This window comes from Shewanella donghaensis (assembly GCF_007567505.1).
GTDB lineage: Bacteria > Pseudomonadota > Gammaproteobacteria > Enterobacterales > Shewanellaceae > Shewanella > Shewanella donghaensis.
Genome location: NZ_CP041783.1, coordinates 3,888,074 through 3,901,340, shown reverse-complemented (window position 1 = coordinate 3,901,340; position 13,267 = coordinate 3,888,074). Strand labels below are relative to the sequence as shown.

The following is a 13,267-nucleotide window of genomic DNA, read 5'->3' as shown; positions in this document are numbered from 1 at the left end:
GCCATGGCTTGGCCAAAAAGGACATTACAAATTTGTGAGTAATTTTATCCATACTTCTGAGTCTGCCACCATAAACTTGTAATGTTTGTCGTTACTTAATTCAATCGTTATAGCATCTGCCGTAATAGGTAATACGCCACCACCCGTTCCCCAACATTTTTCTACTTTAATAATATCCGTTAAATTAATTTCATAAGGGCCCATTTCAAATATTTTATTTGACGCTTCAAAATACAATCGACTTTGAGTAAGAGATAACTGACCATCGCCACTAAACGCCCCATTTTGAGCCGTCGCAAAAGTCGACTTAATCACGGTTTCATTATCTAAATTGATGGTACCCATATGTATTCCCTATTTATAGCCTGCTTTGCAACGGCCAAATCCCTATCAACGACCTATAAGGGCTATCTATAACTGCTATCTATAACTGCTATCTATAACTGCTATTTATAACTGCTATCTAAAACAACGAGCAATACTCACCATACTGATTGCCATACTATTGCATAGTAGACCCTAACTCAGTAAGTTGAATGCACGCATCAATAAGTATAGTCATAGTAGAAGATATGGCATGACTAACCGTTAATTAAGGCCGATATGAACAAAGTAAACAAACTAAGCACATTAGCCACATTGCTCGCTTGCTTAGGCTTAACAGCATGTGTCAGTACAGCGAATCAAAATAGTGAAAGTGTCGCCATTCTTTGGGAAGGACAAGGTGAGATGGGGCTCTGCCAATTAAAAGGCAACATTATTGGCTCTCAAGGTCATTGGTACGATTACTTATTTATTTCAAATAAGGATTTAACTCAGGGCGCGATTAATCAACTGCGAAATGATGCGCTTGAACGGGATGCCAATACGATTTACTTGTTCAAACCTAAAGCCTTTGCCACTTCAGTGACAATCATGGCCAATGTTTATGATTGCCCAGCTTCATAAACTGCCGATTTTACAGCTAATATTGAGTTGTTTGTCAGTACCTTCAATCCGGCTCTAATATCATATAGACATTTAAAGGGGTAAATATCTTCACCCCTTTATCTGGTGTACACCAAGCACTAATTGAAGGTTAAAGACCGATACAATTAGCGTAGTAAGTTACCGTTGCAGGCCAGTCTGAAAACACGCCAATTACGCCAACATCTTTGGCAAGTACATCCAATAATTCAAATGCATCACCTTCATTATCGATTGCATCTGTGATGCTCTGATAATACCAACCACCAGCTCCATCTGCTAACAAACCTGAGCGTTCAAGCGTCCAAGTAATGATATCTAAACCTGCTAATTTGGCTGATTTTGCATATTCAGAAGCAACAATATTATTCTCTGCATCAAGTGTCACTAATACCCACAAAGGCGGAGCAATGATGTTAACCCCATCATTGGCCAGTTCATCCATACTGGGTGTCCAGGTTAAACTATTTTGTGGATCAAAATCAGCAAGGTCATAACGATCATCCAAGTAAACCGCTTGTTCACCAAAATCAGGATTAGTGGTTATCCAGTATTTAACATCATCAAGATTAAAAGATTGGGGATATACTGATGCAGCATTCACATCTGCAGCAATGTATTCATCTAACATTTTTTGGGCATAATCTTGCTGACTAAAGCCATCAAATGGCATCTCTACACTGGCAGACTTAAGCTCAGGCGTCATTTTGATCCCTGCCGCTTTGAACAATTCAATACTCTCAGCGTGCGTCATCAAGGTACCGCTACCTGAATATAAATCGGTGCGCCAATTAGCCGTACCCGCCATAAACTCTTCAACCGTTATCGCATAAGGATTAGCACCATCCATTTTTCCTGTTAAGGTTTTGAACTCTGCTAAGGTGATGTCACTGGTGCAACATTGTGCTGTCGCTAATACACCATTAACTGCATCCGCAGGACTAAATGGCACCGAACATTTACTGGCAAGTTCTGGAATAGCCAATATATTGGTGGTGGTGGCTAAATCACATTGGGAATGTCGGCAAACTAATTCTTTATCTTCAGTAAAAGTCACATCACATTCAACCACACCTGCACCAGTAGCAATCGCAGCTTGGTAAGACTCTTTTGTATGCTCAGGAAATTGCATTGCCGCGCCGCGATGACCAATTGAAAAGTCATGACGATACATAGTATTTCCGCCACACTGAGTCAGCTGAGTTTTAAGTTCACTGTCTTGCATTTTATTAACTAAAAAGGTCGGTCTTGGGCCGACACTGACAACCACAGTTTCATTTATTTGAGGGCTAGCCCCCTTTTTATCGTCATCGTTATCGTTGCAACCAGTAACGAGTAACAAACTTGCGGTAATGCTCAATACGGTCAGCTTACTTATCCATTTCATCGACATTTTTACTCCATTTAACTTATTAAATATTTAAAAGGTTGGTATGGAGGCATAAGCTAAAGCCTAAATGTGACTATAAAAACAAGGTAATATGACAATTATTAGTATTTTTGAATATAAGCACTTTCGTTTTAGGGTGAACTAAAAGAGTAACTGTAATAATCTAATAGCTGACTAGTAGCTAACTAAAAGCACAGCCCAATTAATTCATTTGTAGGATGAGAAATGATTACCCACGAGCCTAACCCTCAATACATCGCTAATTCAGATCGTTATCAAAACATGGCCTACGCACGTTGTGGCCAAAGTGGAATACGCTTACCAAAAATTTCATTAGGTTTATGGCAAAATTTTGGTGCATCAGATCCACAATCAAATGCCAGAAGTATTCTACAAACAGCCTTTGATATTGGGGTCACTCATTTTGATTTAGCCAATAATTATGGCCCGCATTATGGCGCTGCAGAATCAACTTTTGGCAATATATTCAAACAAGACTTTATCCCATACCGCGATGAACTGATAATTTCGAGTAAAGCGGGTTATGACATGTGGCCAGGACCCTATGGTATTGGCGGTTCAAGGAAGTATTTGATCGCCAGCTGCGATCAAAGCCTTAAACGTACTGGTTTAGATTACTTCGATATTTTTTATCACCACTGTATGGATACTGACACACCGATTGAAGAAACTATGCAGGCACTGGATTATATTGTCAGATCTGGCCGTGCAATGTACGTCGGTATTTCAAACTATCAGCCAGCACAAACCCAACAGGCTATTAGTATTTTAAAGCAGCTAGGCACGCCATTATTGATCCACCAGCCTCGCTACAATATGTTTGATCGCTGGATTGAAGATGGCTTAACTGATGTATTAAAAAGTGAAGGCGTGGGGTCCATCGTATTTTCACCTTTGGCTCAAGGTGTACTTACCGATAAATACCTTAAAGGTGTACCTGAAGATTCTCGCGCAGCACAAGCGCACCAAATCTATTTGGGTAATAACGATCTTACCCCTGAAAAGTTAGCTAAGGTACAAGCATTAAACAGCCTTGCTCTAAAACGCGATCAATCTTTAGCTCAAATGGCGATCGCCTGGAACCTCAATAATGATGCAGTCACAAGTTGCCTAGTTGGCGCGAGTCGCCCAGCTCAAGTCATCGACTCTGTTGCAGCTCTAGATAATCTTGACTTTAGCCCTGCAGAACTTGCTGCAATCAATACTATTCTTCAGTAGCATTTATGTGCTCAAATTATGGATAAGCCAATGATGAATTTTAATATTAATGAAAATATAGATAAATTAAAAACAAAACTGACCGGAGCCATGTTAATGACATTAGTGACAACCACACTACTTAGCGCTGGTATCGTCAACCCTGCTGCCGCGCAAATAGACCCTAGTCAGCTTGATGATATCAAAGCGCTGAAAGTGAATAATAGCCAGGTGATTACTGCAGGTCTGCCAACAGCAAAACAATTTGAAAGCCTGCAAAAATCCGGGGTAGAACTGGTGATCAATTTGATCCCAAAAGACAATTCAAATTACATCGAAAATGAAGCTCAGCTAGTATCCGATGCTGGAATGATTTATCAAAATATTGAAGTCGATTGGCAAAAACCGACTATTGCAGATGTTGAGACATTTATTGCGCTAATGGAACAAAACCAAGATAAATCGGTACTTGTCCACTGCGCTGCCAATTATCGCGCCTCGGCATTTTATTATTTGTATTTAGCCACTCAAGAATCACCAATATCTGATGATGCCTTAGCTGATACCCTATCGCCTTGGGGAGATTTGCAAAAAAGTTATGCTAAGTACCCACAGTGGCAGAAGCTGATTGAAGATGTAAAAATCAAATATGCTGATAAGTAATAAGTTGAATTAAAATAAGCAATAACCGGACGGCCACTTTCTTGTCCTAATCGGAAGTGGCTTTGCATATATTTCCTCTTATGCGCTAAAGCATATTAAGCTCCGATGATTAATCAATCAGCTTTCCGCCTAATTTACGGGTTTTTCCCTTGGTCATTTGTTAGAATCCCATCTTATTTTTTGGCAGCTGTATTATCTGCCACTTTTGTACAAGATTCTTTACCTAGCTCGGGCTGACAATCTGTTTAGTTCAGAGTACTCAAGTTTTACTATTCAAAGGCAAGCTATGACTGTTCTTCTAATGACTCCACCTATGACCCAGCTGAATACGCCCTATCCGGCAACAGCCTATTTGACTGGTTTTTTGCGTTTGAGAGGCTATGAAGCAGTGCAGCGAGATCCTGCGATTGAGCTTTTCTTGGAAATGATGACAGCACCAGCATTGGATGCGATTCGTCAGCATGTTGAAGCTAATTTCGAGCACTTTGAAGATGATGAATTACCTGATGTTATCTTTAACTTTCTGGCTGAATTTGACCGTTACCAGCTCACCGTTGAGCCTGCTATTCGCTTTTTACAGGGTAAAGATCCCAGCCTTGCTCTGCGGATTAACTCTCGCCGTTTTTTACCAGAAGGCCCTGCATTTGACGCTATTGCTCAAATGGAAGCTGTCTCTGGTGATGTACTACAAGCTGCCTTTGGTAATCTCGGCGTACAGGATAAGGCCAAATACCTTGCGACCCTGTTTATAAATGATCTGTCTAACGTTATTACTCAAGGGGTAGACCCTTACTTTGAAGTTAGCCGTTATGGCGAGAAGCTAGCCGCGGCTAACCCAAGCTTTGATAATCTCTACGACACGGTAATGGACGAGCCAAGTTTCAGCTCAGAAATTTTGGAACAATTAGTCGAGCAGTATCTAGAAGAAACCCAGCCTAGCGTCGTCGCATTAACCGTGCCTTTTCCCGGTAATATGCTGGGCGCCTTACGCATTGCCCAAACCTGTAAAGCCATCAATCCTGAACTGCCTATCGTTATGGGTGGCGGCTTTATTAATACTGAGCTGCGCGCCCTGAAAGATCCTCGAGTGTTTGAGTTTGTTGACTTTATCTGTCTCGATGATGGTGAACGTCCGTTAATCACGCTACTCGAGTACTTTGAAGGGAAACGAGAAATAGACGATCTGGTGCGCACCTATTTTCTCGCAGAGGATGAAAACGGCCAACCACATGTTCATTTCAATGAAAACCCAGAGCTCCATGATATCCCACAGGTGGAAGTCGGCGCGCCGATTTACGATGGCTTGCCGTTAAGCGAGTATTTATCGTTATGTGAAATGCTCAATCCTATGCACCGTATTTGGAGTGATGGACGCTGGAATAAACTCACCATCGCCCATGGCTGTTACTGGCGTAAATGTAGCTTTTGCGATGTCAGTTTGGACTATATCGATCGCTACGATACTGCTGGCGCTGATATTCTGGTTGATCGCATCGAGCAACTTATTGAAGAAACCGGACAAACAGGGTTCCATTTTGTCGATGAAGCCCTGCCGCCAAAGACCTTATTTGCCTTTGCGAAACGCTTAATCGAACGCAATGTGGTGATCAGTTGGTGGGGTAATATCCGTTTTGAACGAACCTTTAGCCAAGCACGCTGCCAATTGCTCGCTGATTCTGGTTGTATCGCGGTCAGTGGCGGCCTTGAAGTGGCGTCAGATCGTTTATTAAAGCTGATGAAAAAAGGCGTCAGTGTTGAGCGAGTTGCCCAAGTCACCAAAGCCTTCAGTGATGCCGGTATTATGGTACACGCATATTTAATGTATGGCTTTCCATCACAAACCGAGCAAGAGACAGTCGATTCGTTGGAAATGGTGCGTCAGATGATGGCACAAGGTTGTTTCCAGTCTGCCTACTGGCATCGTTTTGTGGCCACGATCCACAGCCCTGTGGGCATGAATCCTGAGAAGTTCGGCATTACCCTTGCCGATCGACCTGAGGTTTTATTCGCTGAAAACGATGTCGATTTTACCGATCCTATCGAAACCGATCATGAGATGCTCGGTGAAGGACTGCGTAAGGCGATCTACAATTATATGCATGGTATTGGCTTTGATCAGCCGATGAGTTTCTGGTTTGAACAAGCCGTTACGCCTACTATGATGCGCAAAGATCTGGTATCAAGGGCCATTAGCAATCTGATCGAAAGCAATGAGGAATGATCCGCTGTTAACTATCAACGCTATAACAGCGATTAATACCTCACAGCTCTTATAACTAATAGCACTTATAACTAATAGCACTTATAACTAATAGCGCTAGCCAATAAAAAGGCCACTTTCTTGTTCCAGAAGAAAGTGGCCTAGTACTTCTTACATCATAAACTTCTTACTGCTTACTTCTTCATTAAGCCACGTTGTCTTAAATAACGTTTACCGATAAAGAAGCGTGTGAGGATGGCGTGTTCCAAACACCAACAATCACACTGTGCACTTCGTTTTTAGCATTTAAAGGATGAAGTAAAAATACTAAAAACCAGTACCTATTGTCACTCTTGTTAATCTCCAGTATTAATACTGGTAATCAAACTGCAGAGTGAATTCTGTTCCAGGCTCCTTCGCGTATACCACCACATCTTGTTGGTCGTATTCGGTCGTTTCGCCGAGGATATTCTTCACTTTAAACTTCACCCCAAAGCTCTCGGTCGGTAAAAAGCTATAAGTGAAATCTAAACTATGGAATGGTTGCTCATACACGTCATCTAAACCACCACGTCCACCATAAGCAATGCGCTCACCGAACACGTTATAAACCAGGGTGGCACTGTGGGATTCATTAGCAGAATCATAGCTTAACTGCATATTGGCAACCCACTCAGAGTGACCTGTCATGCGGCGTGTGCTATTGGTTGGGTCAATTTCACCATTGCTGGCAATATCAATTTCTGAATCACTTAAGGTTAAGTTACCTGCGACAAAGAAGTCTTCCCATATTCCACCATCACTGCCAATAAAGCCTAAGTCATGTAAAAACTCAGTTTCAAGACCGTATATGTAACCTGACTCAGCATTGTAAAACTTCAGCTGACGACCGGCTTCAGAGATACGTTGAATCGCTTCAATCGGCGCATCAACATCTTTATAAAAGCCGCCAATACTGAGGTTTGCGCCATCTTCTGAGTAGTATTCCCAGCGTAAATCTAGGTTATAGATATCAGAGCTTTCAAGCTCTGGGTTACCGAAGAAATCAAAACCGGTAATTGGGTCTTGGAAACGCACTGGGGCGACTTCACGCAAATCTGGACGAACCAAAGTTTTACTTGCGCCAAAGCGCCATTGACTCACATCTGATGCTTTCCAGGTTAATGCCAATGAAGGAAACCATCCGTCTTCAGCAATAGCATAATCTTCAATATCGTAACGGCCGCCTTCATCTGAAATCTCACCATCTGGTGTTAATGGCAATGTCACGCGGCGAAAATCTTCATAACGCACACCTGCGGTTAAGCGCCATACATCATCGAAATCGATATCAAGATTCACAAAACCTGCATCTATCATTTCCGCAGCAACGTAATCTTCAGTATCAGTTGAGGCATCTTTTAGTTCTAGATCAAGTGAGTCATCAGCAATATTCTTGTCTGAGAAAATATCATCAAAGTCACCTGCTAGGATGTCACCATTGGGATCTGTCGGACTGAGTCCCACATCAAAACCCAGTCGCGTGGCAAAGCTTTCACGGGTGCGTTCGAAATACTCATAACCACCACTGATTTTTAGCACATTCATGCCAAATTCAAAGGGTAGGGTTAAATCAAATTTGTAGTTTTCGGTATTATCGTCAAGGCGGCTATAAACATATTTAGGCGCATCTTGGGTGTTTAAGTTACGGCGAGTAATGTTATCCGCATCATCAAGTATTACATTGTATGTGTAGGACAATTCACTGGGTGCATAACGCTTTGAACTGGCATTTGAATACATCCAGTTAGCTTCTAAATCCCACAAGTATTCAAAGAAATGCTCACCTTGAATTTGGTTACTGATAAGGTTTCGCTCTTCATACGCAATATCATAAACCTGCAACGCATTAGGCTCAGCGATAGTATCAATGGTTTCTTCTATGGCCACTGACACATCATCTGATGTATCGCGTAAATAAGTCGAAAATGTCTGTATTTTATGGTCGTAACCAATTTCTAAACCTAAGTTAAGCATGCCAGACATTTGCACGATTGAGTCTGTGCCCACAATGTCTTTTGAGTTTTCAATTTGTACGCTGTTCTCATCACCATCTAGCTCAACTTCACGCTTGGTATAGTTTTCAGCTTGTTGTTTATAAGACACTGCAGACATGGCACCAAAAATAATGTCGTCAGTAATATCCCAGCGATCGCCAATGGCGATATTGCCGCGGATCCCAGGATCGGTACTTTCGGTAAATACTGTCATATCACGATACATATCACTGGCTAAACCACGGTTAATGGCCTGGGCACTAGCAAAATCAATGGTGCCATTTGAGCCCGTAACGATATCGATTGGGCTGATGCCGCCATATTGATTAGTCACATCATTAATGCTGTTTGGCATTGCACGGGTACCATCATCTTGACCCGTCCAGTCATCACCACCGCCGTTATAGGTATAAGTGTCATCGCTATCATTGGTGTTATAACGGCCACCAACAGATGCCTTAAAAAAGAAGTCAGCAGGAATTGATTTAGTACGAATATCAACATGACCACCACCAAATGCAGCGGGAGTGCTAGCTGAACTGGATTTTTGAACTGATAATGATTCAATAATTGAAGCGGGGAACATATCTAGCGGTACCACATTACGGGTAGGGTCTGGCGATGGTACAACCGCACCATTCAATGAGGTACTTGAATAGCGCTCACCTAAACCACGCACATAAATGAACTTACCATCTTTAAGGGTTAATCCAGTAACACGTCGCAGCGCTGCGGCGGCGTCGCTATCTCCGGTGCGAGAAATCTGGTCTGCGCCCATAATATCAACCACAGCAGGTTGCTCACGGCGCTCTTCCATAGCTTCTGAGGCGGAGCTACGTAAACGTCCTGTCACAGCAATGACTTCAATGGGGAAATCTTCACCTGGATCGTAAGCAGGTGTTTCTTCCGAGTAAGCAGGTAGTGTTGCAAAAAGTGAGGCTGCAGAAATAGCAGTGACAACAGCTAGGCTTAGCTTATTAGCGATAAAACTCGGCTTGGTTTTCATAACGTTTTTCAATCCTGTACACAGTTCAGGTCGCGCCACTAAGGTATGAAACATCGGTGACAATTGCTGGAAAATTTAACTAACTATTTTGATTATCTAATCGCACTTTAAGCAGCATCGAGGAGCACTCACTCCCCGATGCTGAAGGTGTTAATAAGCCTTATTTAATAAAAGCCCAACCTTGACGCCAATCTGTCTGACCATCGAATGCGCCGATGAAATCAGTTGCTTCGAAGAAGGTGTCAGTCGTGCTCATATCAAGACCCGTACCCAGTAACACAGTGTCAGTACCCGCTGGCATACCGTCGGTTAATGTCACTGCAGTAGTTGAGTTACCCGTCTGTGCTAGGAACCACGCCTCAGTATCAACAGCGTCAGCTGTATCAACATTGTCAGAGCTGTATTTGAAAGGTTCGTTACAATCGATAACCGAGTGAGACATCACTAATGTTTCATCATTAACGTTGGTAACAAGACCTGCGTAAGTACCATCAAGTTCTAGACACTCACCCGTTTCAGTTTCAGAAGTTGAGCCTTTACGACCTTGTACTAGAACGTTATGAAGTGACGCACGAGTAGCAACACGAAGAATAATACCTTCACCTTTATCGCCACTGGCATTTTCAATATCAGTACCAGGAAGAATGGTCACGTTAGAGATAGTTGGGTTTGAAACTGGCGTGTCGTCTGTGCCTTTATGGCTATCGCCTTCAATACCACGGTTAGCTTGTCCGTCTTCATGGGTGATATACACATATTGTGCTTTACCCTGCCAGCCATTAGTCCAATCTAAGCTGTCATCGAAGTTGTCTGTCAGGTAAACATATTTCAGGTTGACCGCGCCGCCCCAGAATTCAACACCATCATCACCATTTGCATGGACTTGAATATGGTCAACTTGGGTTCCGCTGCCCACTGCCGCAAATGAGATACCGTTCATTTCTTGAGTATCATTGACTTTGAAACCAGCGTATTTAACTACTACGTAGCTAATTTGACCGCTGTTATCTGCATTGTCGTTACCGCCATATGGGAAGTCGCCCACTTCAAATGACACATCACAATTGTCTTTATCAGGACACTTATTGGTTTCGCCATTACCCAGAATAACTAAACCACCCCATTGACCACGCTCGCCTTCTGCGCCAGCAATCACATCTTGCTGAGAGGTCATAGTAATTGGATGCTCTGCACTGCCTTGGGCCATAATTTTAGAGCCACGACTCACTGCAATGTAGCTGTTATCTGTCGCAAAAATCTGCGTACCTGCTTGAATCGCTAATGTCGCCGAATCAGTCTTATCGCCGCCGATAATCACCGCGCCGCCATCCACTTTGTACATCACGTTTTGACCAGCAAGCAGTGTGGTATTAGTGGTGATATTGCCTTCAATTGAACACACCAAAGTGACGCTATCGTCTTTATAAAGACCGGCGACCACATCTTCTGCCGTAGTGCCTACAGGACAAGACGTTAACACGGGTAATTCAGAGGGTGCAGGTGTAGTTTCATCATGAATGGCCGTGGTCCAGCCCATCGTCCAATCAGTCGTTCCGTCAAATGCGCCAATATATTGGGCATCATCTAAACGGTCATCCATGTTAGCTAAGTCAGCCGCTCCGCCAGTTAAGGCAACAGAAGATGAGTTTGGCATGTAATCTGTTAAATCTGATGCGCCAGCTAAGTTACCGTTTTGCGCCATAAACCATGCTTCAACGTCATAAGCTTTGGTGTAGCCTTTATCTGCATCAACCTTGGCGTTTTTAAATGGCTCAACACAATCGATTAAGCTGTTTTGCATGTTTAAATTGCCAGCTTCTGCTGTATCAACCGTGTTGTCGCCGTTGATTTCTAAACATTCGCCTGAATCCACATCGCCTTTAACCAGCATGTTGTAAGCATTAACCGCTGTGCCTTTACGCAGTAAAATACCTTCTGCATCATCGCCGCCACTGTGAGTGCCGTTAGCCACCTGAATGGTGAAGTTAGCCAATGTAGGCATTGACTGTGGCGCTGCATCAGCGCTGCTATTACTGTCGCCTTCAATACCGCGGTTTGAACCATTATCTTCTTGACGAATATAAACGTGCTGGGCACTACCTTGCCAACCGTTGGTCCAATCTAATGAGTCATCGAAATTTTCAGTTAACACCACATGTGAAAGTGATACGTTACCGCCCCAGAATTCAACACCGTCATCGTTATTCTTATGAATTTGAATATGGTCGACAGTGGTACCTGCGCCAACAGCGGCAAAGCTGATACCGTTCATTTCTTGAGTATCGTTGATTTTAAAGCCACCAAACTCAACCCGAACGTATTGAATAACACCTGAATTATCTTCGGTGTTATCACCGCCGTAGTTGTGGTTACCCACTTCAAATGCCGCATCACAACTGGTTAAATCAGGACAAGAGTTAACAGGCGCATTACCAAGAAGGACTAAACCGCCCCATTGTCCTGCTTCGCCAGTTTGGCCTAGCGCAGCTTCAAGAGAAGTAAATACGATTGGCGCTTCTGCTGTGCCTGCTGCCATAATTTTTGAATCACGGCTAATCACTAAATAGGATTCGCTGCCACCAATAATTTTGGTGCCTGGCATGACTGACAACTCAACTGAATCTGCTTTATCGCCACCTGCGATAACCGCACCATCTAGCATCCAAACAACATCGTTACCTAGAATGATATTTGCACCATCCTGGCCGCCAACTTTAACCGTTGAAGCACCTGTAGAAGGAGCAAGCGAGCCAGTTAACACCCACACTTCTTTGCCATCGACTGCCGCTATTGTTGTGCTTTTTTCTGCGAAGCCACCATAAGCAATTTGTTGATCTGTTTCAGTTGGTACTGTTGGTGTTGTTGGATTAGTAGGCTCTTGAGATCCCGTATCGATATTGATATCGCCACCGCAACCCGCAAGTAGCAATGTTGCAGAAAGAGCAGCTGATACAGCACTAAGTTTAAACATATTTTTCAGTTCCATTGTCATCTCCGAAGACGGATGTAAGCGTGTTAAGTAATTCGATTGGACGACAAATTAACCTGCAAAAATGACAAAAAGACTGCTATAAAATGACAACTACATTTCATTAACATTATGAATTTGTGAATAAATAAGGTAAACAATGACTTAGGCGAGGATTTCAGGTAACTTTAATTATCACAATATTAACAATTATTTCACCTAGGTAACCTACAGCGGAGCTGTAGTTGTAATAATCGTCTATTTTATCTTCTGTTATTACATCCAATAATTGGCTTCAGCTATTCATTATTCTTAGCAAAACCTGCCACTAATGGGAGGCTAACTTTTCAGTAACATTTGTTTAACAAAACTTTCAGGCACTTTCGCTGTATATTCTTGCTTGGCAATTAACGGTGAATAATGTTAAATACGGCCTTGCTTCTCAAAGCTAATAGCCTGCTTTTTCACTAAGCGGCTTAATAAGGTTTTAACCGTTTTCTCATGCAAAATTTGAGCTTTTGCTAATGCATCCACCACTTCACCCGAGGTTAGCGGCGCTTGCAAACAGAGCGGTTTTAATACTAATAACTCGCTATTACTGATGTCTTTAATATGCTTCACTTCGTTAGTTTTTAATGCTAAATAAATTCAGCGAGTGAAATCGCCCTTAGATTACAAACGTAATCCTAATGTTAAAATTACAGCCGTAATCCTAAATAAGTAATTACTTATTTGATGTTTTTATAAACAGTTAAAAAACGCATAAAAAAGCCCAATCAATTGACTGGGCTTAATGGACTTAAAAAGCTATTTACTATAG

9 protein-coding genes are annotated in these 13,267 nt (G+C 42.5%); 4 read left to right on the top strand and 5 right to left on the bottom strand.

The features are described from left to right. Positions 1-24 precede the first annotated feature (24 nt). Positions 25-345 (bottom strand): PH domain-containing protein, encoded by a 321-nt coding sequence (locus FPK91_RS16745; protein ID WP_144212574.1) that lies wholly within the window; start codon positions 343-345, stop codon positions 25-27. 258 nt (positions 346-603) lie between these two features. Here FPK91_RS16745 and FPK91_RS16740 point away from each other — a divergent pair, with 258 nt between their 5' ends. Continuing rightward, positions 604-948 (top strand): DUF4156 domain-containing protein, encoded by a 345-nt coding sequence (locus FPK91_RS16740; protein WP_144212572.1) that lies wholly within the window; start codon positions 604-606, stop codon positions 946-948. Positions 949-1,078: 130 nt separating this feature from the next. On the opposite strand, the gene FPK91_RS16735 is transcribed toward FPK91_RS16740, so the two are convergent. Beyond that, positions 1,079-2,359 (bottom strand): glycerophosphodiester phosphodiesterase family protein, encoded by a 1,281-nt coding sequence (locus FPK91_RS16735; RefSeq protein WP_144212570.1) that lies wholly within the window; start codon positions 2,357-2,359, stop codon positions 1,079-1,081. Between the two features lie 222 nt (positions 2,360-2,581). Here FPK91_RS16735 and FPK91_RS16730 point away from each other — a divergent pair, with 222 nt between their 5' ends. From FPK91_RS16730 to FPK91_RS16720, 3 genes are all read left to right on the top strand, one after another. Beyond that, positions 2,582-3,595 (top strand): aldo/keto reductase, encoded by a 1,014-nt coding sequence (locus FPK91_RS16730; RefSeq protein WP_144212568.1) that lies wholly within the window; start codon positions 2,582-2,584, stop codon positions 3,593-3,595. A gap of 30 nt (positions 3,596-3,625) precedes the next feature. Then, entirely contained in the window at positions 3,626-4,237 is a 612-nt protein-coding gene (locus FPK91_RS16725; protein WP_227006600.1) for a protein tyrosine phosphatase family protein, read from the top strand. 286 nt (positions 4,238-4,523) lie between these two features. Beyond that, positions 4,524-6,458, top strand: a complete 1,935-nt coding sequence (locus FPK91_RS16720; RefSeq protein ID WP_144212566.1) for a B12-binding domain-containing radical SAM protein — start codon at positions 4,524-4,526, stop codon at positions 6,456-6,458. 348 nt (positions 6,459-6,806) lie between these two features. On the opposite strand, the gene FPK91_RS16715 is transcribed toward FPK91_RS16720, so the two are convergent. The 3 genes from FPK91_RS16715 to FPK91_RS16705 all read right to left on the bottom strand — a co-directional run bounded on the left by FPK91_RS16715 (position 6,807) and on the right by FPK91_RS16705 (position 13,068). After that, the gene (locus tag FPK91_RS16715; protein WP_144212564.1) at positions 6,807-9,479 is read right to left on the bottom strand and encodes a TonB-dependent receptor domain-containing protein; all 2,673 of its coding nucleotides are present in this window, start codon (positions 9,477-9,479) and stop codon (positions 6,807-6,809) included. A 160-nt stretch (positions 9,480-9,639) separates the two neighbouring features. Continuing rightward, positions 9,640-12,465: a hypothetical protein gene (locus tag FPK91_RS16710; protein WP_144212562.1), complete on the bottom strand. Its 2,826-nt coding sequence runs from the start codon at positions 12,463-12,465 to the stop codon at positions 9,640-9,642. A gap of 405 nt (positions 12,466-12,870) precedes the next feature. Beyond that, complete coding sequence (locus FPK91_RS16705; RefSeq protein ID WP_158638096.1) at positions 12,871-13,068, bottom strand: BlaI/MecI/CopY family transcriptional regulator; 198 nt, start codon at positions 13,066-13,068, stop codon at positions 12,871-12,873. Positions 13,069-13,267 lie beyond the last annotated feature (199 nt).

What these genes read in the sequence shown, in the direction of transcription:
- FPK91_RS16745 (WP_144212574.1), bottom strand. Translation starts at nt 345, where the DNA reads ATGGGTACCATCAATTTAGATAATGAAACCGTGATTAAGTCGACTTTT.
- FPK91_RS16740 (WP_144212572.1), top strand. Translation starts at nt 604, where the DNA reads ATGAACAAAGTAAACAAACTAAGCACATTAGCCACATTGCTCGCTTGC.
- FPK91_RS16735 (WP_144212570.1), bottom strand. Translation starts at nt 2,359, where the DNA reads ATGTCGATGAAATGGATAAGTAAGCTGACCGTATTGAGCATTACCGCA.
- FPK91_RS16730 (WP_144212568.1), top strand. Translation starts at nt 2,582, where the DNA reads ATGATTACCCACGAGCCTAACCCTCAATACATCGCTAATTCAGATCGT.
- FPK91_RS16725 (WP_227006600.1), top strand. Translation starts at nt 3,626, where the DNA reads ATGATGAATTTTAATATTAATGAAAATATAGATAAATTAAAAACAAAA.
- FPK91_RS16720 (WP_144212566.1), top strand. Translation starts at nt 4,524, where the DNA reads ATGACTGTTCTTCTAATGACTCCACCTATGACCCAGCTGAATACGCCC.
- FPK91_RS16715 (WP_144212564.1), bottom strand. Translation starts at nt 9,479, where the DNA reads ATGAAAACCAAGCCGAGTTTTATCGCTAATAAGCTAAGCCTAGCTGTT.
- FPK91_RS16710 (WP_144212562.1), bottom strand. Translation starts at nt 12,465, where the DNA reads ATGGAACTGAAAAATATGTTTAAACTTAGTGCTGTATCAGCTGCTCTT.